Origin of the sequence: Flagellimonas olearia (genome assembly GCF_004150225.1) — a bacterium.
In the GTDB taxonomy this organism is placed as follows: domain Bacteria; phylum Bacteroidota; class Bacteroidia; order Flavobacteriales; family Flavobacteriaceae; genus Flagellimonas; species Flagellimonas olearia.
Genome location: NZ_ML142908.1, coordinates 158,430 through 182,495, shown reverse-complemented (window position 1 = coordinate 182,495; position 24,066 = coordinate 158,430). Strand labels below are relative to the sequence as shown.

Below are 24,066 nucleotides of genomic sequence, written 5' to 3'. Positions count from 1 at the left end.
ATTGACAGTTATGTTTTTTAAGTAAACTAGTTTTGGCTTGATATATGAGGGTTATTTTGGATTTCGGATTGCGGAATCTCAAAAGTTAACCTTTCATCATCAAATGTGATGGCTTCACCAACAAAAGAAAGATGATTGGACCCTCTAAAAACGGTGCCTTGATTCCTTTTGAGTGATAGGTAGCTCTTACCCTCTCCCCACAATTCAATACGGGTTTGAAGGTATATTTCATCCAAAAGCTGTTGACTTGTTAGAGTATCCACATAAGCCGTATTGGGTACCCGCTTATCCAACAATGCTTTCAACATTATTTGGGCTTTTGCAATATCCCCGGATTTGGCAGCCGCCTCAGCATTCAATAAATACATTTCGGCAACTCTCATGTAGATATAATCGGTTGTAATATTACTTTGCCCCCCAATAATTTTATCCGGGGCATAGAACTTGTTCAAGGGCATTAGGTCTTGATATTCACCCAATGGCTCAGCAAACTGTCCTTTGCGGACGTCGTCCACAGGAATGGCGTCGTAGAGCCCTGCATCTATTGCCTTGGCATCTCCTGCCCAAGCATAACTGTAGGTATAGCGGTCCATTTGCCCCCACCATGAAATCAAACCAAGACCATTGTCAACGGTCAAGTCTACACCCCACATCCAGCCAGGGGTATTTAAATCGTTGAAACCGCCCAAGACTTCGGTCTCATCCATTAGGGTATACCCGCCATTATTGATGATATCCTCGGTGAGCTCCATTACTTGTTGATGGCTATCTCCTTTTGATGCCAATACATAGGCCAAAATACCTTGTGCCACGGATTTATCCACTTGACTTTTCGAGGTTCTGGAAAAATTGTCCATGAGAGATATGGCTTCATTGAGGTCTTTTTCCATTAATGCATAGATTTCCGAAGTGATCACTTTTGGCCCGTTCAGGTCATCAGCACTATCGTAAATGGGTAAAATCTCAGCAGTTGGTTCATAAGAATTGGCAAAATATTGGGTCAAATAGAAATAGGAATGTGCACGGATGGCTTTGGCTTGACCCATCAAGTATTTATTCTCTTCCAGTTCAGGGATAAAATCATTGCCACCCAACGCATCTATCACCAAGTTGGTTGATCTAATGATTCTATAATAATATCTCCATACGATATAATTTCTGGTTCTGGTAAAGTCTTGGGTTGCTTGGAACTCCGTAATATCGGCCCTGTACCATCCATAAGTACTTACCGAGAGCGCCATATCCCCGGAGAGGAAGTCGCTATAAATATCATACCCCTTATGTCCAAAGTCATCATGCCCGGTTGTCCCTCCGGTCCCGGTCTCGAACATTGTGGAATAAATACCGGAAATGGTTCCTTCGATTACAGCAGGATTAAATGTGGCTGCTTCCCCAACCTGTTCTTGTGTCAAAAATTCTGAAGGGGTTTCGTTCAAATAGTCTTTGGTACATCCTACGGACACAACGAACAAGACTAAAGCTGAAAGTTTATATATATGTTTCATAACGTTTTTATTCTAAAATTTAACTCTAACACCCATGGTTACCGTAGTCAAAGGCGCATAAATCCTTCTTTGTGAGCTACCATCCTCCCTAACAGATGGGTTGAAGCCCTGTCTAGCAGTTTTGATGGCCAAATTGTCCCCAGATACCCAAATGTTGACATTTTTCAATCCCATTCTTTCAATTTCTTTTTTGGGAAATGTATACCCAACTTTAGCATTGTTGAAGGCTAAATAGTCAGTACTGATGAGCCAGCGGGTGGTATTCACCCTTTGGTCTTGGCCTGTAGCATCATCCAAACGGGGAACATCTGTTTCATCACCTGGGTTTTGCCATCGTTGGGAAATATCTTTGTGAAAATTTGTCGAAGCGGCGCCAAAGTTGTCGCTCATCAGTTCGGAGTATTGGTTGTCCATGGCCCATCCTCCAATGCTATATGTGAATTGAGCGGAAAAATCCAAATTTTTTATTTGTGCTGCCAATCTAAAAGCACCCATTAAATCTGGGATACCCGATTTATCAACATATTTTTGAGTAGCATCTGCATATGTCTTTGTAGTCTGGCGCTCAACGTTGGCCTCAGGATTTTCATCCAAATAGGCAAGCATGTCGTCAATGCTGTCCTCACCATCATCTAAGGTGCCGTTTCCATTGGCATCATTGAAATATTGGTAGTACATTCCAACGCCGTCTTCTGGATCTACCCCGGCCCATTCTCGAATGTAGAAGTCATATATGGAACTTCCTTTGGAATATCCGTATGGGGCAGCGGAAGTGTCCAAGATTCTGGGCTCACCGGTTGATGGCTCAATGGGCATGGTCAAGATTTCATTGTTTACTCGGGATCCATTGATGGACAAATCCAATTTAAAATCTTCTTTGTTGAAAATATGTGTGGTAAGGTCAAATTCAAGTCCTTGGTTTAACAACTCACCATCGTTTACCGTAACAATGGCAATTCCTTGGGAAGGTCCTACCCTTCTTGAAAAGATCAGATTGTCTGTTTTCTTGCTATAAAAATCTACAACCCCGTCCAAAAACCTTCCAAGGCCGAATTCGATTCCAGTCTGAAACATTTTAGACGTCTCCCATGAAAGCTCTGGATTTCCATTGTCCCTGATAGAAAGAGAGATTTGATCATTAAGGTTGGCAATATTGTAGGTGTCATACGCCACATAATAATCATCATCAACAGCTTGGTCACCCGTTAATCCATAAGACGCCTTAATTTTTAAAAACTTGAAGAAATCACTGTTGGACATAAAATCCTCATTGGAGATGGCCCAGGCCGCACCAACGGAGCCAAATGTTCCCCATTTTTCATTGATGAACCGGGAAGAGCCGTCCCTACGCACCGATGCGGTCAAAAAATATTTTTTGTCATAGTCATAATTGAACTGCCCAAAATAAGACTCAATACTGTATCCTTCTGAAAAGCCAGAGGGAGGCCCTTGTGAAACCACAAAGTTGTTCAGTTCCAAAATTCGCGGATGTACCGCCAATCTTTTGGAGGCAATGGTTTCCTGCATTTCGTACTGATTGTTCTCATGTGCTGCAAGAATCTCAAGGGAATGGTCGTTAAACTCGTTTTGATAGCGCAAGAGCTTCAAAAAGTTAATCGTTAAGAAATCCCTGTCTCTTTGGTATAGGTCACCGCCTGTAGAGATACCCCCACCATAAAATGGGTTGGAGAATGACTTGTATCGTTCTGTAGCGAACTGGGAACCAAAACGGGTTTCAAAGGTCAACCCTTTTGCCAAGTTCACATGAACAGAAAAGTTGCCATTTATTTCATGCCTGTTCGTTCCCACATGATCGTACAGGGCTGATGCTATGGGATTCAGTTGGTCTGCATTGGGCCTAGACCTGAACCCGGAAGCACTACCATAATCATATTGGTATCCTCCAAAAATGGGATCTTCAACCAATTGATAGTTATCATCCCTTAGAAATACGGGAAAAATGGGCGCCATCTTATCCGCAAATTCGAACAGGTTTTCTGAACCTACGGTTTGCCCGTTGTTGGTGCTCTTTGAGTAGGCATATCCTGCATTAACACCAACTTTCAGCCATTTTTTCACTTGGGAATCGGCATTGAGCCTTGCCGTATACCTTTTGTAACCTGTGTTGATGGCGTATCCATTGTCGTCCAAATATCCTATGGAAGTAAAATATTTGCTTTTGTCATTGCCTCCGCCCATTCTTAAGTTGGTCTCGGTCCTAATGGCAGCATCGAAAGCCAAGTCTGCATAGCGTTGTGGAGTATACCTTCTAGCGACCCCGGGCCTTACCATCCTAGTGACGGGATCTATCAATTCTCCGCCATCTGCAGCCTTCCACATGTTATAGCCAGTAGGAATATAATTATCCGTAAATAGGTTGGCATTCGCAAAGGCAACTGGATCGGGGTCTTCTTCAATAGATGCTCTGTTGAAGATTCCTTCCCAGACATAACCCACATATTCTTCGGGTGAAGTAATCACATCATATCTTGGGATTAATTGCATATTGAATCCTGATTTGACATCAATTTCAACAAAGGATTCATTGGCCAAACCAGATTTTGTTGTTATCAATACTACACCATTGGCACCACGAGAACCGTAAATAGCGGTGGCGGTGGCATCCTTTAAGATTGTTGTACTCTGAATATCGGCGGGGTTAATGGAATTTATACTTCCAGAAAAAGGCACTCCATCCACAACATATAAGGGGTCTCGGTTTCCGTTAACTGATCCATATCCTCTGATTCGTATGGTTGAAGACGTACCCGGCTGTCCGGATTGATTGATTACCGTTACACCAGCAACCTCACCAGCCAATGCTTGGGAAACATTTGAAAAGGATTTAACTTCCAAAGCTTCAGCTTTTACCACTGATGCTGTACCGGCAAATGCTTGTTTAGTCGTTGTTCCATAACCTACCACCACCACTTCCTCCAAAGCTTGGGCATCTTCCTGCATTTGTACATTGATGACATTGCGGGCCCCAACGGCCATACGGACATCTTGCTGCCCTAAATAGGTGAACAATAAGGTTTTACCTTGGCTGGCATTGATGGCATAGTTCCCATCAAAGTCGGTTTGGGTGCCTGTATTGGTTCCCGAAACAACAATATTAACGCCGGGCAGGGGCAATCCATTTTGGTCGGTAACCGTTCCGGTAACCGTTTTTTCCTGTGCAAGTGCTATGGTACAAGTACATATGAACAGCACTAGCATCATCCATTTTTTTGCTCTCATTAAAGAATTTTTAGTTAATAGTTAGTTAGAGCAATCCATCAAAGCAGGAGATAGAACATCATCTTAAATCAAGCTAATTCAGCACACTTGTAAGAACAAAACCTGTTGTTGTATGGGAAGGTTTTTGGTACTCCCGCCCTGAAGATTGCCGAGCAAAAAAAATGAAAGAAAACAGGGGTCTTGTTAAGGTTTAAGAACCTTTACTAAGTCGCCGAAGGAGATTAACATTAACAGATGCCAGATTAAAAAAGCGCATTGGAAATGGGACAGGGGTATCATCCATGGGCATTCATTACCATTTCATCCAAAAATTCGGTTGGGGTGGTGTGGGTAAACTTTTTAAAGGCTTTGTAGAACGATACCCTATTGTTGAAACCGCATAGGTAGGCAATGTCGGAGATGGATTGGGAAGAGGTTTCAAAACCAGAGGAACACAGCTTGTTTTTTGCTTCTTCTATTCTGTGGGCGTTGATGTAGTCATAAAACCCCATATTAAAATGTGCGTTGATGACTTGTGAGGCATGATGCCTGGAAACATCAAGTAAATCTGCAATGTCATCCAACCTTAGTTCGTGGTTTAGATAGGGTTTTTTGGTGACCATCATCTCCTCCAGTTTCTGTTTCAATTCCAAGGAAAAGGTTTCGGAGAGGCCTGTTTTTTCATATTTGTTCCTTGGATTGGCAAATAAGTTTTCTTCTTTGGTTTTTGCAATATCAATGGTTCCGTTCAAATGACCATAAATCATAATGGTATAAAACATCAAAGGGATGAATTGGACATAACTCAGAAGTACAAATAGCCCATCATTAAATTTGGTCCAACTGTAAAGGGTCAATAAAATATTGTAGAGTACAAAGGAGAAGAATAGGAAGAACAACTTTTTGGACTTTTTTTTCCGTTCTTTCAGAAGGAGTGTCATGGCCAACAAGAGGGTCAGCAGCGAAAACAACAATAAGGTATATTCCCAGAATAACATAACGGCTTCTTTTTATAGAATTAATGGGCAACAGCTATGTATGGGGATTCGATTCCAAGATGTGAAAAAACCTTCAATCTTATGGTCGCCAATTGACGGATACCCTGTTTGAGTTCACGAAATGGCCAAAACGGGAGGTTTTATGTAAAAATGTATCGGGAGTACAAAAGTTTAATCCATAAAGAGAGCCGCGGTAAAATCAAGTAAGTCGGCATTGCCGGGTTTTCCATGCCCCGGAATAATGGTACTTGCCTTGGGATATTTGGATTTTAGGTTCTGAATGGTCTGCGGCCACGCGGCTGTATTGGCATCTTCCAGATTGCCTTTTCCTGCTCCCAGTGATTTTACCAAACATCCGCCAAACAGTACTTCTTCACTGGGAAAATAACCAATACTGTTGTCCTGGGTATGGCCTTCGCCCACATAGTCCAGGATTACTTTTTTGTCCCCAAGATTCAGTTCTTTGGTGCCGATAAATCCAACTTGAGGTACGGGATGCCCCTTTGCAGTGGCCAATTCTATGGTTTTTTCAGTAGCGTATGAGGGAATGTTTTTCTTGTGAAAGGCTTGCAATCCTCCCAGACAATCGGTGTGAAAATGGGTGGTAACGACTCCCTTTATTGTACAGCCCAGTTCTTCTTCGACCCATTGGATAAGTTCTTCGGATTCCACATCGGTGTTGGGGGTGTCAAAAATAATGGCTTCGCCCTGATCTATTACAATCATACCGTTGCAGGCCACTTTCCCAAAATCTTGGGTATTCAGATAGGTAATGTGCTGAAAGGTATGCTCGGTCAGTTGCTCTACCACAAGTTGGTCACTTTCATATCGGATGGGAGTTTTTTTCGACGTGCAGCCCAATAGGACTAAAAAGAAAATAGCGTATAGATGAAATCTCTTCATGATGGAGTCTTTAAGGAAAGGGTAGGTCACAATACCATTTTGGAAAAAGGGACAATCGTTTGGAATCCTTTGCCCCTAAAATAATCCAAAGTGTTCTCATTTCCCACGGCCAATACAAAATCTCCGCCCCAAGCTCCCAGACTTTTTAGGGCATTTGGGTAATCCGGGAAGAGTCTTGATTTTACCGTTGGGATTTGGAGCGTATGGGATAGGATGGCCTCATGTTCATCCATCAGGCCTTCAAATTTGGTCAAATCGTTTTCCGAGACCATTTTTTGGGTAATCGTGGAAATGCTGTCCAGCAAATCATTCTTGTTGAATTGCTGTTTCCTATAGTTGGCAATGGCCTCTTTGCTGCTTTGCTTTTGGTTGAGGTGCACAAAATAAAGGGACTCCTTAAAAATGGGATCAAAGGCTACTTCGTTGATTACCGGTTTGCCATCTTTCAATTGGTAGGTGATGGGCAAATCGTGTTGGGCGCAAGCAACATCATACCCACTACCCCCAAAGGCATTCCGCAGCAATGTATAGGCATCTACTTTTGCCCATTGTGCCATATTGTTGATCAATGTTGATGAAGTGCCCAGCCCCCAAGACCTTGGAAAATCAAGTTTTGTGTTCACTTGTGCTCCTTTACTTGTCGATAAAAAATCAGGGTTCTGTGTCCTAACTTCATTGAGTAGGGCCGTCAAGGTTGTTGCAATTTTCCCGTCTGAAGCGGAAATGGTTTTAAAACCATCCAAACCCAACACCGCCTGAAACCAGATTTCGCCTTTTTCATTATAACTGTTCCATTCCAGCAGACCTGTTTCTGTAGCCAATACTTCCAGGGATTGACCATATTGGGTAGGGACGGCCAGACCCAAGGCCCCATCCAAAATGGCGTACTCGCCCGAGAGCAACAACTTGCCATTGCTATGGAATTTGGTCTGCATTATTGAGACTGTATCTTTTCCAACGCTTCTTTTACCGAAGCATTGGTCACGGTTCGGTCCTTGAAATACTGGACCAATTGTTGTTTTTCACTTTCTGAGGCCCCCATTTGGTTGAGCATGTTCATCAAGTGCATTTTCATATGCCCTTTTTGGATGCCCGTAGTGACCAGTGATCGCAGTGCGGCAAAATTCTGTGCCAATCCGGCAACGGCCACAATCTGCATCAGTTCTTTGGCTGTCGGGTTTTGGAGGATTTCCAGTCCCAGTTTTACCAAGGGGTGCAAGGAGGTAAGTCCGCCTACAGTGCCCAATGCCAAGGGCAGCTCAATCCAAAAGGTAAAGGTTCCATCTTTGATGGAAGCATGGGTAAGGCTGGAATATTGCCCATCTTTGGAAGCATAGGCATGTACCCCGGCTTCCACGGCCCTAAAATCGTTTCCTGTGGCCAAAACCACAGCGTCCACCCCGTTCATAATTCCTTTGTTATGGGTCACGGCACGGTACGGTTCTACCTTGGCGATGTTCACGGCCTGCACAAATTTTTCCGCGGATATCCCGCCCTCTTCAAACTGGGCTACGGGGCAGCTTACTTCGGCCCGGACCAAGCAATGTGGCACGTAGTTGGAAAGAATGCTCATCACCACTTCAATCTGCTGTTCCTCTGGGGTGAAGTTGGCATACGAAGCTGCTTCATCTTTCAGGGTCTTGGCAAACTGCTCCAAACACGAATTGATGAAGTTGGCCCCCATGGCATCCAAGGTCTCAAACGTACAATGCAATTGATGGTAGCCTTCTATTTTATCGTTGAGGTCCCGTAATTCTATGTTCTTGATACCCCCGCCACGTTTTTCCATGTTTTGGGTAATGGAAGACACACTCTGGATGAGCTTCTGTTTTAACGCCTCAAAAAAGTGTTGGAGTTTTTGTGCATCTCCTCTATATATAAAATGTACCTGCCCTACCTTTTCAGTGTCAATGACTTTGGCCTTGAACCCGCCCCGGTCCAACCAGAATTTGGCGGCCTTGCTGGCAGCGGCCACTACGGAACTTTCCTCAATGGCCATGGGAATGACGTACAGTTTTTCGTTGATCAAAAAATTGGGTGCTATGGCAAAAGGGAGGTAATAATTGGAAATGGTGTTCTCTATGAACTCGTCATGCAGCTTCTGGACCGCAGGGTCCGGATTCCAATACTGCTCCAGTAATTTTTTGGAGGCTTTGGGGTCTTTGGTGAAGTGCTCGGCAATATAGGCTATCTTTTCGGCCTTGGAGCGTTTGGAAAAACCTTCAACAGGGGTGTCCATAGTGTTTGGTTAAAGGGTTCAAATATAAAGATAATTGTACTTTGTCGATATCCAGATTGTACTGGGGATGGTCTAAAAAGGGCTTTTTGGGGAAATCAATTCTTGTTGCAAATGCAACATTTAAGTTTATTTTTCCGATAAATATTAGTAAACTTGACGGTTTTAAATAATTTTTTCTTCACATGAATAAACAGTTCCTCCTGATCCTGTCCCTTTTAGGATTTTTGACTTTTTCAACTGCCCAAAAGAAAAAAATCACCCTCGAAGAAATTTGGGGAGGTGAATTTAGGACTGAGCAAATGGATGTACTCCGTTCCATGAAAAATGGAAAACAGTACACCATATTGAATTTTATGCGTTCTCCCTGGACCAGTAGTTTGGATAAATATGATTATGAAACCTTGCAAAAGGTAGAAGCCATAGTGACTTCGGGAGGTGCGGTTCCCTTCTTTACGTCGTATGCTTTTAGTGAGGATGAATCAAAAATTTTGTTGGCCACGGAGATGGAGCCCATTTTTAGGAGGTCAACATTGGGAATTTATTATGTGTACGATATCGCCACCAAAAGTTTGACGAAGGTCAGCGATACCAAAATTCAAGAGCCCATGTTGTCTCCGGATGGATCCCAAGTGGCCTATGTGGATAACAACAACCTATATATATTCAATGTAGCGTCCAAGACGGTACAACAAATAACCACGGATGGGAACAAAGGAACCATCATCAATGGGGTGACGGATTGGGTATATGAAGAGGAATTTGCCTTTGTCCGTGCCTTTGAGTGGAACAGTGATGGTTCCAAGATTGCCTTTTTACGGTTTGATGAAACCGAAGTCCCCACGTTTTCCATGGATATTTATGGTCAGGGACTCTATCCTTTTCCTTACGAATTTAAATACCCCAAGGCGGGAGAGAGCAATTCCACAGTAACCTTGCACATGCTGGATGTAACGTCAGGTTCCATATCCAAAGTGGATTTGGGCAATCCCTACTATATTCCCCGGATCAAGTGGATGAACAGTCCCGATCACTTGAGCGTACAGACCCTCAACCGACACCAAAACGACCTCAAGCTACTCGATGTGAACGCCAAGGACAACTCAGTTGCCATTTTGTTGGAAGAAAAGGACAAAGCTTATGTGGATATCGATGATGACCTTACTTTTTTACCAAATGATAGTTTTATTTGGACCAGTGAAGGGGATGGATATAACCATCTGTACCTGCACCATAAGGATGGCAAGCTGAAGAACCGTATAACCGAGGGACCTTGGGAGGTGACCCGGTATTATGGATACGATGGGGCCAAGGATAAGATCTACTATCAATCCGTGGAGAACGGTTCCATTAACCGGGATGTGTACAGTATCTCGAGCAAGGGAAAGAAAAAGAAAAGACTGAGCACCAAAGAAGGAACAAATGCTGCGGCCTTTAGTACGGATTTCACCTATTTCATCAATACGTTTTCCAGTTCCGAAACGCCTTATGAATTTACGCTTCATACCGCATCCGACGGAAAATTGGTGAAGGCCATCAAGGACAATTCAAAACTTGGGGACAAACTTGAGGGTTACGAAATCGCCCCAAAGGAATTTTCCACCATCAATATCAATGGAAATGACCTGAACATGTGGATGATAAAACCAGCCGACTTTGACCCGAATAAAAAATACCCCTTGTTCATGTTCCAATACAGTGGTCCAGGTTCCCAAGAAGTTGCCAATAGATGGTTGCGCGATAAGGATTATTGGCATCAAATGTTGGCCAGTGAAGGGTATATTGTGGCCTGTGTGGATGGAAGAGGTACTGGCCTAAAAGGGAGTGATTTTAAAAAGATTACCCAAAAGGAGCTTGGTAAATATGAGGTGGAAGACCAAATTGCAGCGGCCAAAAAATTGAGCGAGCTCCCCTATATCGATGCGAATAGAACTGGGATTTGGGGCTGGAGTTATGGTGGATTCATGTCTACCAACTGTATCTTAAAGGGCAATGATGTATTTGAAATGGCGATTGCCGTGGCCCCGGTAACTTCGTGGCGTTTCTACGATACCATTTACACCGAACGTTATATGCAGACCCCGCAGGAAAACCCAACCGGCTACGACGATAATTCCCCATTCAATTATCCAGAATTGTTGAAAGGGAAATATTTATTGGTGCATGGCTCCGGGGATGACAATGTACACGTGCAAAACACCATGCGAATGATAGAAGCCTTGGTACAGGCCAACAAACCTTTTGATTGGGCCATTTACCCCGATAAAAACCATGGCATCCATGGAGGAAATACCCGATTGCACCTGTACACCAAAATGACCAATTTCATCAAGGAAAATTTGTAACCAAACGTAAAAGTATATGTCAGATATTGTAAAACCAGCCAGTGAGAAGACCCTTTTTGGGCACCCGCAAGGGCTTTTCTATCTATTCTTTGCTGAACTGTGGGAGCGGTTTAGTTTTTATGGGATGCGGGCCCTGCTTACGTTATACATGGTCAATGTTATTTTTGAGGCCTTGTCTACCCGTGATTATGCAGCGGCAGCGGTATATGCTTCCTACGGTTCCTTGGTCTATGCCTCTACGGTAATCGGAGGAAAGATTTCAGATTCTATTTTGGGGATGCGGGCATCTATTTTCTTGGGGGGTATTTTAATGGCCTTGGGTCATTTTGTGCTGGCTATCGAGAATAATGCAGCTTTCTTTTTGGCCTTGGCCTTTATTATTGTGGGCAATGGATTTTTCAAGCCCAATATCTCAACCTTTGTGGGAACGTTGTACAAGGATGGTGATACCCGAAAAGATTCAGGTTTCACCATTTTTTATATGGGAATAAACATTGGAGGGTTTATTTCTCCTTTGCTCTGCGGTTGGTTGGGGCAGACTTACGGTTGGCATTACGGATTTGGTCTTGCAGGAATAGGCATGTTGACCGGATTATTGTTTTTCTGGAGTGGAATCAAGAAAAATGTATTTGGGGATGGAGGCAAGCCGCCCAGCATGGAAGTCTATGAAAAGAAAGTTTGGGGAATTCCACAAAAACATCTGATTCCCATCATAGCCTTTTTGTCGGCACCTTTGATTGCTTTTTTACTACATTCTTACAAGTCCCTTGGAGGAGAAGGTTCGTTTTTTGAAGACCAAAACATTGTCAATGTATTGTTTAAGCTTATAGGTGTCGGTATTCTGATATATATGATCAGTATTATGCTCAAAGCTACTTTGGATGAACGCAAAAAGCTCTTTATGGCCATTTTGATCACCTTCTTTATGACCATATTCTGGGGGTTCCATGAGCTTCATGGTAGTGTAATCACCCTTTTTGCGGCAAGAAATGTGAACCTTTCTTTGATCAATGCGAGCCAGACGAATGCCTTGAATTCCATGTTCATTGTTATACTTTCCATACCCATATCGGTGATGTGGACCTATTTGGCCAAGAAAAAACTCAATCCAAGGACACCATACAAATTTGGAATGGGATTGGTATTGGCCGGGTTGGCTTTCTATGCAGTTTCTTTGAGCGGGGCCAGCGCGGATGAAAATGGGATGGTTCCCTTCTCGTATTTGCTTGCCCTATACTTTTTGATTTCAGTAGGGGAGCTGTTCATGTCACCCGTAGGACTTTCCAAAATAACCGACCTTTCGCCAAAACGTATTGTGGCATTTATGATGGGGATATGGTTCTTGTCATCGGCCTATGCGTTCCAAATAGTAGGGTTCATCTCCAAGCAATTGGCCATTGAGAGTACCGATAGCAATGTGGGAGGTTTCGATACCTTGAATGTCTATTTGGATGGTTTCAGTCTTATTGCCAAATATTCCTTGGTAGCGGGTGTCGTGGTGCTGATTTTTGCACCATTAATGAAACGTTTGATGGGGAACGTGCACTAGTCCGTATCAAAATCAAAAACATAATGTCCCTTTTCACCGGTATGGTGGAAAGGGATTTCTTTTTGGGCACATGTTCTTTTCCAGCGAGATACATAGCTGGGATAATTACTGCCATCGGCCAGTACCATTTTGGGACGAACGGAGTCCAATAAACGCTCCAGATTGATTTTTGGGGACTGGGTAAGCAGGACAAAATCTTGGTTTTTGTTTTCTGGATAAATCCCCAAACTATCCATGATGTACAACTTTTTTTGTCCGATGGAATAGCTGTTCTTGAGCGGTGTGTTGTCAATGGTCTTGATTCGCTCTGCTACCGAATAATCCCGAACAATGCTGCCTACATTAAGGCTGTCCTGTGCATATATCTGCAAAGCGTTGCCCGACTGGTAGAGCAATATGGTGTTTCGGGACCTGTGGACCAAGACAAAGGCTTCTTTCTGTCGGAGTTGTATGTGGTTCCAAATGCTCCAAGTTTGAAAGGCAATGATGCCACTGCATAATAGTAAAGCAGGTTTTCGCTTAGGGTAGGATAGGAATACAACCACGAAAATGACCAGGGCATAGCCCAAAATCAACTGCACACCATCAAACGGAATATCTTTGATTACAAATTCTTCTTGTTGGGCCACCCAACCCACAATGGAATTCATGGTTTGTATGACCCAATTATAGGAGACCACCAAAAAAGTGGGAAGTTGATTCAGTAGGGCCAAAGCCATGATTAAAATGCCAAGGCCCAAAATCAAACCCAAAAAGGGAATGATCAAAAGATTGGATACAAAAAACAAGGCCGGAAATTGATGGAAATAGAACAAACTGACCGGAAGTACTCCCAATTGGGCGGCCAAGCTCACGGATAACAACTGCCATGTTTTGCGGACGATGATGTGCTCCGGGAACCAAAATCGCTGCAATTTTGGATAGATCCAAACAATGGCAAAAACAGCCGCATAACTCATTTGAAACCCTACTTGAAATAAGAAAAGAGGCTTTATCAACAAAATAAACCACATGGAAAGTGCAATGATGTTGAAGGCGTTGGTAGGCCGGTTCAAATAGAGGGCATAGGCCACAAAGGAAAACATGGTAACGGCCCGTACGATGGATGGGGAGAGTCCGGCCACAAAGGCATATGACCACAATAGTATGACCACGCCGACCAGTTTCAAGGTTTTTCCCTTTGGGAAACGCTCCAGAGGCGATAAAAGAAATTGGAAGATAAAAAGGAGGATACCCACATGGAGTCCGGATACCGCCAAGATGTGTATGGCCCCTGCTTTGGAATAGTTGTTATAGGTTTCCTCTGAAATGTCGTCTCGTTGGCCTAATAATAAGGCTTGGATTACGGCCAGTTCGTCTTTGCCAAAAGGATACTCTTTCAGTTTTGCAATGAGGTGTTCCCTGAAATTCGAGGCCAATCCAGCCATGGTCGAAGAGGATGTTTCTTGCACGACAATAGATTCATGATTCGTCCGTATCTGATGAAAGATGCCCTGCTTTTTCAGATAGCCCTTGTAATTGAACTGATGAGGATTCAGGGGAGGTTGAATGGCTTCTGCCTTGGAGAACACAAAAAGTTCATCATCAATTTTAAAGCTCTTTTTGATGGAATCTACAGGAAGGCTGAGCAATAGTTTGCCTGTTGCCTCCTTTTGTTCCAGACCTTCCACTTCAACCACATAACGTTGTGTATAGGGATTGGGCTTTAACACCTCCTTTACCTGAAGCTCCCATGATTGGTCTTTGGTAAGATTGTAATGTGAATAGTGGTTCTCCAAATTATTGGAGAGCGATAGACCAACCACCAACATACCTAAGGATGTGGTTATAAGCAGGGTGGTCAACTCAAAAAAGGGAATACCATCCCTTGCCTGTCTTTTATAGGTAAAGTACAGGACGGGGAACAGGATACAAATCACAATGAACGGGATGCGAGGTGCGATATCCAGATAAAAGCCCAAAACAATTCCCACAATGAGAAACACCGTGAGTTTGATGGACACAAAATTAAACGAACGCACTACAAGATACGCATGGCCTTTACAAAGGCATAGTTCCAATATCCCTCCCGTAATGAGGATACCAGAACGCCTCTTGAGGTCGTGGCATGAATGAATTTAATGTCGTCTCCATCCACATCCACTACAAGGCCCACATGGTTGATGCGTTTTCCTGTTTTACTTGTCTTAAAAAAGAGCAAATCGCCCTTTTCTACGTCTTCCACCCGAATTTTTTCGCCCTCTAGGGCCATTTGGTACGAAGTTCTTGGGAATAGGATTTCGTTTTCCTTTAAGGAAATATAGACCAATCCAGAACAATCCATACCTTTTTTGGTGGTGCCCCCGTATTTGTAGCGTGTTCCAGAAAAGCCCATAGCGGTGGAAATGATGGCCTCGGCCTTGGCATTTTCACGTTCTTCCTTTTCTGGTTTTTCTTTGGGGGATGTCTCTTCGGTGGACCCCTCTACCGTAACGGTTCGGGTCTTGCTGTAGGTTCGTTTTCTCTTGCCTGGGCCGCAGCCGATTAGGGCAAAAAGAAACAGTAAGAAAATGGTTTTGCGTAACATCCAAGAAATTGTATTGCTTTCTTGGACGTTAAATCTAAGCATTTTCAACGATTAATCGGGCGGCTAATTGACTGGCACCTTTTCCGCCTAATTTTTCGCGTAGTAATTCATAGTCTTCTAAAATGCGTTCCCGCTCTGGGCCGACCACTATTTTTGAAAGCTCTTTTTTGAGGTTTTTGGTGGTCAGGTCATTTTGGATGAGTTCTTTGACCACCTCTCTTCCCATAATCAGATTGACCAGTGAAATAAAGTCGAGTGTGATGATGCGTTTGGCAATTTGGTACGAAATCCAATTGCCCTTGTAGCACACCACTTGGGGGATGCCAAAAAGGGCCGTTTCCAAAGTGGCCGTTCCACTGGTGACCAATGCCGCATGGGAATGTTTGAGTAAGGAATAGGTTTTGTTGGATACATAACCTACCCTGTTTTCCTTTAGGAAAGGAGCGTAAAATTCGTCGGGTAGGCTTGGGGCCCCGGCAATCACGAATTGATATTCGGAAAAATTGCTTCTTACGGACAGCATCACGTCCAACATCTTTTGGATCTCCTGTTTTCTGCTTCCGGGAAGCAAGGCAATGATAGGTTTCTGGGCCTCCAATCCATTTTCTTTTCTGAAAGTGGCCTCGTCCACCAAAGGGGTGTTCTCTATGGCATCGATAAGGGGGTGACCCACAAACTGTACAGGGTATCCATGCTTTTTTTCATAAAACTCCTTTTCAAAAGGAAGGATAACGTACATGGCATCAATATCACGCTTGATTTTTTGGATACGGCCCTCCCGTGAGGCCCATATTTGAGGGGAAATGTAGTAGTTGGTTTTAAAACCGTTTTGTTTGGCCCATTGGGCTATCCGAAGGTTGAAGCCGGAAAAATCAATAAAAATGACCACATCCGGATTGAATTTTTTGATGTCTTCCTTGCAAAAAGCGATGTTTTTAAAAATAGTGGGGATGTTCATGATTACCTCAAGAAATCCCATAAAGGCCATGTCTTTGTAATGCTTGGCCAGCTGTCCTCCGGCCTGCTGCATCAAATCACCGCCCCAACAACGGATATCCGCGTCATGATCTTCTTGCTTCAGTGCCTTGATGAGGTTGGAGCCGTGCAAATCGCCGGAAGCCTCACCTGCTATGATATAATACTTCATCGTATAATGCTCAAGTTCAATTAGAACAAAACTTTGTAGGCCAAAATTACCAAGGCGGTCAACAATGTGGCGATCATGACCCCTCTTGCCCTCAAATCCCTTTTGATGCGGAGAAACCCGAAGAATGCAATCAGGTTCAAAATGGCACCCAAGGCCAATAAACTGCCAATATGGCCTTGTTCCACGGCAGCATTGAAGGTATCCACAATACCGATATCGGAAAACAAAAGAATGTATAGTAAAGTGCCAAAAGTGTTTGCTATGATGCCCACAGCAAAACCGATAATGATTTCCTTTTTAGTGTCCATTCAAGTTCCAGTTGTTTATGTTCGAAATGGCGTGGTGGGCCGTAAGGTCAAATTGGGTGGGAACCACCGAAATATAACCATTGGCCAACGCCCATTCATCCGTATCCTCCCCTTTGTCCAAAAGTTCAAATTCGCCTGTTAACCAGTAGTAATCCTTTCCAGATGGACTGGTACGCTTGTCAAACTCCTCCTTCCAATTCCCTCTTGCCTGTCTACAAACCTTGATGCCTTTGGGCTCTTCCGAGGTTTTGGGAATGTTCACATTGAGTACGGTTCCCTTTGGAATTCCATTGGCCAAGGCCTCGACCACAATCTTTTTGATGGGTTTTAAGGAAGGCTCAAAATTGGCCTCCCATGAATAATCGCATAGGGAAAACCCAATGGCAGGAATACCTTCGATACCTGCCTCTATGGCAGCACTCATGGTGCCGGAATAGATGACGTTGATGGAAGAGTTGGAGCCGTGGTTGATGCCACTCACACAAATATCCGGTTTTCGGTCCAGGATCACCCGAAGGGCCAATTTTACACAATCCGCAGGGGTCCCGCTACAGCTGTATTCAAACGGAGCGCCCTCTTTGTGGTCCACGACCACCTTTTTGGAGAACAGGGTGCTATCCACCGTAATGGCATGTCCCATGCCCGATTGGGGGCTGTCCGGGGCCACAACAATAACGTCCCCTATTTCTTTCATGGTCCGTATCAAGGCCCTAAGGCCCGGAGCGGTAATTCCATCATCATTGGTGACCAGGATAAGTGGTTTTTCCATTTCGTATAATTAATGGCATAAAAATACGTTTTTCATAAGGATATGATGCCCCGACCGTTTAACAAAAAATTAAGCGGACCCATAAAGAACTGGCACGGTTTTTTCAGTATCTTAGGGAATTCATACAATTAAAAACGACGGAAACCGCAACCTAAATCCAGCCTCTTGGGGCAGATAGTTTCGGTCCGATAAAAACATATTATGAAGAAGAACTTCGTTTTGGCACTTTTGGTGATCCTTGTAGCGGTCGCCTCTTGTAGCTTTACCAATAAGTCCTTTGAGAACGATGATAAGGACAAATTACTGTTGGATTTGATTACCTATGTCTTGGAGCGGGGCCATTATGAACCCAAAGATTTGGACGACACTTTTAGCTCCAATGTTTTTGATGACTTTATTGATATCCTAGACCCTACAAAAAGATATTTCTTGGAAAGTGATGTCAGGGAATTTGAAAAGTACCGATTCATGATTGATGATGAGATCAGGAATACGGACATTACTTTTTTCAATGTGGTGTACCAACGTTTGATGGTACGGATGAACGAGGCCAAGGAGATTTATAAGGAAGTGCTTGCCGAACCTTTCGATTACACCCTTGATGAGGTCATTGATATTGATTATGACAATCAAGAGTTTGCCGCCAATAAAAAACAGCTCAAGGAACGTTGGAGAAAACAACTCAAATACAACACTTTGGCCGTTTTTGAAAACAAAGTCGAGAATCGTATTTCAGATGCCACACAGGGGGATGGCCCCCAGGCTTCTGCAGATGTTTTGGTGAAATACAACGAAATCCCAACTTCTGTGGATAGGGCATTGACTGAGGAAGAGGCCCGTGAAAATACCAAGAACACTTTGGATGAGTTCTTCGATTTTGTGGGGGATTTGGAAAGAAAGGATTGGTTTGTACAGTACATCAACACCATAGTGGAGGAATTCGACCCGCATACGTTTTATTTTGCTCCAGAAGAAAAAGAGCGTTTTGACATTGGGATGTCCGGTAAGTTTGAAGGTATCGGGGCCCGTTTGCAAAAAAGACCAGAAGGTGCAAAAATTGTGGAAATCATTTCAGGAGGTCCGGTTTGGAGAGACCAGACTTTGGAAGTAGGGGATGAAATCCTAAAAGTAGGACAAGATGGCGAAGAGCCTATTGATATTGTGGGAATGCGCCTTGATGATGCTATTAAATTGATCAAAGGCCCCAAAGGTACTATTGTGGACCTTACTGTGAGAAGGGTCGATGGGACCATTGAAGTGGTCTCCATTGTCAGGGATGTGGTGGAGCTGGAAGAGTCCTATGCCAAATCGGCGACCATAAAGACAGATGATGCCCACAAGTTTGGATTGATCAACTTGCCGAAGTTTTATATCGATTTTGAGGACTATACCGAAAGAAATGCCGCCACCGATGTGGCCAAGGAAGTGGAGCGTCTCAAGGAGGCAGGAGCAGAAGGTATTGTTCTAGATCTAAGGGACAATGGCGGTGGATCACTGAAAACCGTCGTGGAAATGGCCGGATTGTTCATCAAGGACGGCCCTATAGTCCAAGTGCGTTCCTCAGGACAACGCAAGGAGGTACATGAAGACAAGGACGAGCGTATACAGTGGGATGGTCCATTGGTGATTCTTGTCAATGAACTGTCCGCATCGGCATCCGAAATTTTGGCCGCGGCCATGCAGGATTACAAGCGTGCCGTAATCATTGGAAGCAAGCAGACCTTTGGTAAGGGAACCGTTCAAAATGTAATTCCTTTGGACAACATTGTTCGAAGCAACGAGCATGGGGATTTGGGAGCGATAAAATTGACCACCCAAAAGTTCTATCGCATCAATGGAGGCTCTACCCAGTTGGAAGGGGTAAAGAGTGACATTGTGGTTCCCGATAGATACAGCTATATTGATTTGGGAGAAAGAGATCAGGAAAACCCATTGGGTTGGGATAAGATTACCCCGGCCGACTACAAGGTATGGGATGGTTATATCGATTTTGAGACCACCGTGGCCAATAGTAAGAAACGGATGGAAAACAATGCCCAGATAAAGCTTATCGATGAAAATGCCAAGTGGTTGAAAGAACAACAGGACGAAACCGTAATATCTTTGAATTATGATACCTATATCGGTAGGGAAAATGAAGCAAAGAAACGCTCCGAAAGCTTTAAGACCTTAAGGGATTATGATTCTAAATTGGCTTTTGAGTCTTTGGAGTATGAAACCGAACTGTTTACCCAAGACTCCGTATTGCGTGAGAAAAGGGATAGATGGCACAAGAGTCTGGCCAAGGATATCTATGTGGAAGAGGCCGTTAATGTGCTCAAAGACCTTAAAATGAACAACATCAAGAACAATGAACGTAAATTGGCCAGCGTAAAAGGATAATAAGAATTATAGAAAGATATTAAAAGCCGACCCAACTGGGTCGGCTTTTATCTTTTAGGGTATGCTGTGGAATGTAAAAATCCCGATAATCAAAATAAACCTCAATGGAAGGGCTCTTCTTTATTTTTTTGGATGATAAATTATTGTTCAACTTTGTAGTGAAACCAATAGAATGAAAAACAAGACCGTTTATGCCCTCCTTTTGGCCGTTTGTGTGATAGGATTTTGGGTATTTGAAAATTTTTATACCCAGGCCACCTACACGGACCCCAACACAAATGATGAGAAAACCAATGGCGTCCTTTTACCAAGCTCAACTACGGGAGAGGTGGTCCATCACCAGTATTTCTCCCTTTCCTATAGCGAGGCCCATGAGCAGGCCGAATGGGTGGCTTACGAGCTTAAAAAGGAGCACCTGACCTATGATGACAGAAAACGACCTTATTTTATAGAAGACCCTGAGGTCCGGACCAAGTCGGCCGATTGGAAAAATTACAGGGGGTCTGGATATGACCGTGGACACCTATGCCCAGCAGGGGACAGACGCTTTTCCGAGTATGCGTATAACGAGACTTTTTATACCAGCAATATAAGTCCGCAAGACAGGGATTTTAACGCGGGGGTTTGGAACCGTTTGGAGCAAAAGGTAAGGAGGTGGTGCAAAAAACATGGGGATTTATTTGTGGTCACAGGAGGTGTTTTGGAGCAGGGTCTGGAGGAAATCGGGGAAGAAGATGTTGATGTGCCTAAGGCATTCTATAAAATCGTGTTCAATACAAAGAATGATTCTAGGGGAGTGTTGGCCTTTTTGATTCCCAATAAGGAGAGCAACGCGCCCTTGCATACCTTTTTGGTCCCTATTGATGTATTGGAGGAAAAAACGGGACTGGATTTTTTTGAACAACAACCCAAAACATGGCAAGATGCCCGTGAGCATGAGGTGGATGCAGAGGGGTGGGACTTTTAAATACCGTCCTTTAAGCGGTTGGAATCCAATTTCAAAAAGATAAAAAGCAGCATTGTAAAGAAAATGAGTCCGGAACCTCCATAACTAAAAAAGGGCAGAGGTACCCCAATGGTGGGCAAGAGTCCGATTACCATGCCAATGTTAATAAAATAGTGGAACACCAAAATGGAAATGACCCCATACCCGTACATGCGGCTAAAATCACTTTTTTGTCGCTCCGCGATATAGATCAATCGTAAAAAGAAAACGGAAAACAACAATATTACGGTTGCAGTTCCCAAAAACCCCCATTCCTCGCCTACGGAGCTAAAAATATAATCCGTATGTTGCTCGGGGACAAAATCACCTTTGGTCCGGGTACCTTCCAAAAAGCCCTTGCCAAAGAACCCTCCGGATTCAATGGCCTTTTCAGATTGATAGGTGTTGTAGCCAATGGTCTTTCTGATTTCCTCCAGCTTTTTCTCATCCTTTTCCAGACCCAACCATAGCGTGAAACGATCGCGATGGCGCTGTTCAAACACATTTTCGTATACAAAGTTCACCGAAAGGGAAAACAATGTGGATATGATAATGACCCCCAGCACCGGTAGCAATGGAATCTTGAGAGATGCCTTTTTAAATGTAAATACCAATAAGGCGATGACTACCATGCCGATAGTGACCCATACCGTTCCAAACATGAGGGTGGAAACAAAGAGTGCCACGATGAACAACAAAATACCGAGATAGTAGAGGGGAAACCCTTCACGAAAAAGCACAAAAAAGAAGGCAAAATAAATCAAGGCACTTCCGGGATCGGGTTGGGGTAATATGAGAAAAGCCGGCAGCAATATAATGACCAAGGCATACATTTGGTGTTTGCGGGTCCTGATGTCGGTCTGTATATCACTCAAGAATTTGGCCAATGCCAATGCGGTTGCCACCTTTCCCAACTCCGAAGGTTGGAGGTTGAAAAATCCAAGGTTGTACCATGATGTGGCCCCGGCTATGGTCTTCCCAAAAACAAAGAGTCCTGCCAACAGCAATAAGGATACCACATAGAAAATGGAGGAAAAGCGTTCAAAAAAGTTGGATTCCACAAAAAGGACCAAAATTATCCCTAAAAGGGATACCCCGATAAAAAAAAGTTGCTTCCCATAAAGCGTGGAAAAATCAAAAATGGAAGTGCTTTGGTCGGTTAAGGAGGTGGAATAAATATTGATCCATCCTATAAAGACCAAAAGGGCATAAAGAATAATGGTGATCCAGTCTATCCTTCCAAAAACCCCTCTACCAAACATATTCGTTTATCTTGAAAGGTTCTCCACTATACGGCTTTGCATATTCGTGTTCCAGGGTCTTTTCCAGCATGCGCTTCTCCAAATCTGTTCGTGTGATTTCGCCCTTGATATATTTTTCAATAAGTAGCGAAGCGATATGCCCGGCGTAGCGAGCGCCATAATACCCATTTTCAATATATACCGCCAAGGCAATCTGAGGGTTTTCCACTGGGGCAAAGGCTACAAATACGGAGTGGTCTGTGAGTTGCATGCGTTCACCATCAATGCGGATAAAGTTTTCTACCGTCCCTGTTTTTCCGGCTATTTCAATGTCGGGAATCTGTATCCATCTGGCTGTTCCATACTTGTACACATTGGCCATGCCTTCAATAACAGGGTCAAAATATTTCCGATCTATGGTAGTGTAATGAGGTTCCGTGTATTTGGGGTCTATGGCTCCCGAATTACCAATGTTTTTGATGACATGGGGAGTGTAGAAATAACCGCGGTTGGCAATAGCGGCGGTCATATTGGCCAATTGTAAGGGTGTGGCGGCAATCTCACCTTGCCCTATGGAATTGGAAATGATGGTGGATGCAGCCCATCGGCCATCACCATACCATTTGTCATAATAATCTTTGTCGGGTATTCGGCCGGGCGCGCCAGTGGGTAAGTCGGTTCCCAGATAGTTGCCCAGACCAAAGCTCTTCATATGTTTTTCCCAGGCATCCATGCCTTCATCCGTGGTGCGATATTTATCGTAGATTTTTCTAAAAACCCCGGCAAAATAGGCATTGCAGGATTGTTGGATTCCTGAATTTAAATCGCGTACCCCACCACCGCAGTGACAGCCTCGGAGTGTGTTGCCCACATAAAAACCATGGTAACACCGAAATTTGGTCTCAGGTTGTATGACCCCTTCTTGCAATCCGATCAGGGCATTCAAGGTTTTAAAGGGAGACCCAGGCGAGGGTTGTGCCAAAATGGAACGGTCCCATGTGGGTTTGGAAATAGTGTCAAAGTGAAGCTTACTGTAATTTTTGGAACGCTGTCTTCCCACCAAAAGAGCAGGGTCATAGGTGGGACCAGAGATCATGGCCAGGATTTCGCCGGATTTTGGTTCTATGGCAACAATACCACCATGCTTACCGTGCATAAGTCTTTCTCCGTATTCCTGAAGCTTTTTGTCCAAGGTGATATGGATTTCCTTGCCTTGTTCAGGAAGGGTATCCAGTTTTCCGCTTTTATAAGGGCCGATATCTCGGTTAAAGCGGTCTTTCTGAATATGTTTTACTCCTTTTCGACCTCTTAATACCTCTTCATATTGTTTCTCAACACCTGTATGTCCTTTTAGTTCTCCAGCCACATAGTTGGGATTATTCTTGAGTTCCCATTCATTTACCTCACTAATGTACCCTAATACATTGGCGGCACTATTGGTGGCGTAATAGCGCAGGGAGCGTTTTTGGATATAGAACCCGGCATAATGCCTCATTTTTTCCTGTAATTTGGCATAGTCCTCTTTGGAAAGCTGGGGGACCATTACCGAAGGAAGTCTTGGGGAATAGGTTCTTGCTTTTTCCATTTTATCCAAAAAAGCGTCTTTTTCAATACCCAAAAGATCGCAAAATTCCAAAGTGTCCAAAGGCGTTACTTCCCGAGGTATTACCATGACATCATAGGCAGGTTGATTGCCCACCATGAGTTCCCCATTGCGGTCATAGATATATCCCCGTTCGGGATAGTCGTAGATTTTTTTGATGGCGGGATCATCCAATATTTGATCGGGAGAAAAACGAAAAAGCTGCAAATAGGAAAGTCTACCTATAAAGGTGAATCCTATTAAGACGACCACGGAAGATAGCAGCAGTTTTTTCATGGACAAAATGGTTTAAGGTCTAAACCTCTATAGT

17 protein-coding genes are annotated in these 24,066 nt (G+C 43.7%); 4 read left to right on the top strand and 13 right to left on the bottom strand.

Translation table 11 applies throughout. The features are described from left to right. Nucleotides 1–26 precede the first annotated feature (26 nt). The 6 genes from DN53_RS06050 to DN53_RS06025 form a co-directional block, all read right to left on the bottom strand. Nucleotides 27–1,505, bottom strand: coding sequence for a RagB/SusD family nutrient uptake outer membrane protein (locus tag DN53_RS06050; protein WP_129653501.1), 1,479 nt, complete (start codon nucleotides 1,503–1,505; stop codon nucleotides 27–29). Between the two features lie 12 nt (nucleotides 1,506–1,517). Next, nucleotides 1,518–4,745 carry a SusC/RagA family TonB-linked outer membrane protein gene (locus DN53_RS06045; RefSeq protein ID WP_129653500.1) on the bottom strand — a complete coding sequence of 1,076 codons (3,228 nt, stop codon included), beginning with the start codon at nucleotides 4,743–4,745 and terminating at the stop codon, nucleotides 1,518–1,520. Between the two features lie 275 nt (nucleotides 4,746–5,020). After that, entirely contained in the window at nucleotides 5,021–5,722 is a 702-nt protein-coding gene (locus DN53_RS06040) for a helix-turn-helix domain-containing protein (protein WP_129653499.1), read from the bottom strand. A gap of 171 nt (nucleotides 5,723–5,893) precedes the next feature. After that, nucleotides 5,894–6,625, bottom strand: coding sequence for a subclass B1 metallo-beta-lactamase (bla, locus tag DN53_RS06035; RefSeq protein ID WP_129653498.1), 732 nt, complete (start codon nucleotides 6,623–6,625; stop codon nucleotides 5,894–5,896). 26 nt (nucleotides 6,626–6,651) lie between these two features. After that, nucleotides 6,652–7,560, bottom strand: coding sequence for a GYDIA family GHMP kinase (locus DN53_RS06030; RefSeq protein ID WP_129653497.1), 909 nt, complete (start codon nucleotides 7,558–7,560; stop codon nucleotides 6,652–6,654). Continuing rightward, nucleotides 7,560–8,864 (bottom strand): hydroxymethylglutaryl-CoA reductase, degradative, encoded by a 1,305-nt coding sequence (locus tag DN53_RS06025; RefSeq protein ID WP_129653496.1) that lies wholly within the window; start codon nucleotides 8,862–8,864, stop codon nucleotides 7,560–7,562. Before DN53_RS06025 ends, DN53_RS06030 begins: the two co-directional genes overlap by 1 nt. A 182-nt stretch (nucleotides 8,865–9,046) precedes the next feature. Between DN53_RS06025 and DN53_RS06020 the strand changes: the two genes are divergently transcribed. Both DN53_RS06020 and DN53_RS06015 read left to right on the top strand, forming a co-directional pair. After that, complete coding sequence (locus tag DN53_RS06020; protein ID WP_129653495.1) at nucleotides 9,047–11,206, top strand: S9 family peptidase; 2,160 nt, start codon at nucleotides 9,047–9,049, stop codon at nucleotides 11,204–11,206. A gap of 16 nt (nucleotides 11,207–11,222) precedes the next feature. Next, complete coding sequence (locus tag DN53_RS06015; protein ID WP_129653494.1) at nucleotides 11,223–12,755, top strand: peptide MFS transporter; 1,533 nt, start codon at nucleotides 11,223–11,225, stop codon at nucleotides 12,753–12,755. On the opposite strand, the gene DN53_RS06010 is transcribed toward DN53_RS06015, so the two are convergent. The 5 genes from DN53_RS06010 to surE are packed head-to-tail and all read right to left on the bottom strand — an operon-like array spanning nucleotide 12,752 to nucleotide 17,545. Further along, complete coding sequence (locus DN53_RS06010; RefSeq protein WP_129653493.1) at nucleotides 12,752–14,758, bottom strand: ComEC/Rec2 family competence protein; 2,007 nt, start codon at nucleotides 14,756–14,758, stop codon at nucleotides 12,752–12,754. The two genes, DN53_RS06015 and DN53_RS06010, sit on opposite strands and share 4 nt — an antisense overlap. Nucleotides 14,759–14,775: 17 nt before the next feature. Continuing rightward, a complete protein-coding gene (locus DN53_RS06005) occupies nucleotides 14,776–15,321 on the bottom strand; it encodes a C40 family peptidase (protein WP_129654038.1) in 546 nt (181 codons plus the stop codon). A 34-nt stretch (nucleotides 15,322–15,355) separates the two neighbouring features. Further along, complete coding sequence (gene lpxB / locus DN53_RS06000) at nucleotides 15,356–16,468, bottom strand: lipid-A-disaccharide synthase (protein ID WP_129653492.1); 1,113 nt, start codon at nucleotides 16,466–16,468, stop codon at nucleotides 15,356–15,358. Between the two features lie 20 nt (nucleotides 16,469–16,488). Further along, nucleotides 16,489–16,776: a hypothetical protein gene (locus DN53_RS05995; protein ID WP_129653491.1), complete on the bottom strand. Its 288-nt coding sequence runs from the start codon at nucleotides 16,774–16,776 to the stop codon at nucleotides 16,489–16,491. Next, on the bottom strand, nucleotides 16,766–17,545 hold the full coding sequence (gene surE / locus DN53_RS05990) for a 5'/3'-nucleotidase SurE (RefSeq protein ID WP_129653490.1): 780 nt from the start codon (nucleotides 17,543–17,545) through the stop codon (nucleotides 16,766–16,768). Before surE ends, DN53_RS05995 begins: the two co-directional genes overlap by 11 nt. Before the next feature lie 201 nt (nucleotides 17,546–17,746). Between surE and DN53_RS05985 the strand changes: the two genes are divergently transcribed. Next, a complete protein-coding gene (locus tag DN53_RS05985) occupies nucleotides 17,747–19,927 on the top strand; it encodes a carboxy terminal-processing peptidase (protein ID WP_129653489.1) in 2,181 nt (726 codons plus the stop codon). A gap of 172 nt (nucleotides 19,928–20,099) precedes the next feature. Then, on the top strand, nucleotides 20,100–20,894 hold the full coding sequence (locus DN53_RS05980; protein WP_129653488.1) for a DNA/RNA non-specific endonuclease: 795 nt from the start codon (nucleotides 20,100–20,102) through the stop codon (nucleotides 20,892–20,894). Here DN53_RS05980 and rodA read toward each other — a convergent pair. Continuing rightward, nucleotides 20,891–22,174 (bottom strand): rod shape-determining protein RodA, encoded by a 1,284-nt coding sequence (gene rodA / locus DN53_RS05975; protein ID WP_129653487.1) that lies wholly within the window; start codon nucleotides 22,172–22,174, stop codon nucleotides 20,891–20,893. The genes DN53_RS05980 and rodA overlap by 4 nt on opposite strands. Then, complete coding sequence (locus DN53_RS05970) at nucleotides 22,164–24,032, bottom strand: peptidoglycan D,D-transpeptidase FtsI family protein (protein WP_129653486.1); 1,869 nt, start codon at nucleotides 24,030–24,032, stop codon at nucleotides 22,164–22,166. Before DN53_RS05970 ends, rodA begins: the two co-directional genes overlap by 11 nt. Nucleotides 24,033–24,066: the final 34 nt, after the last annotated feature.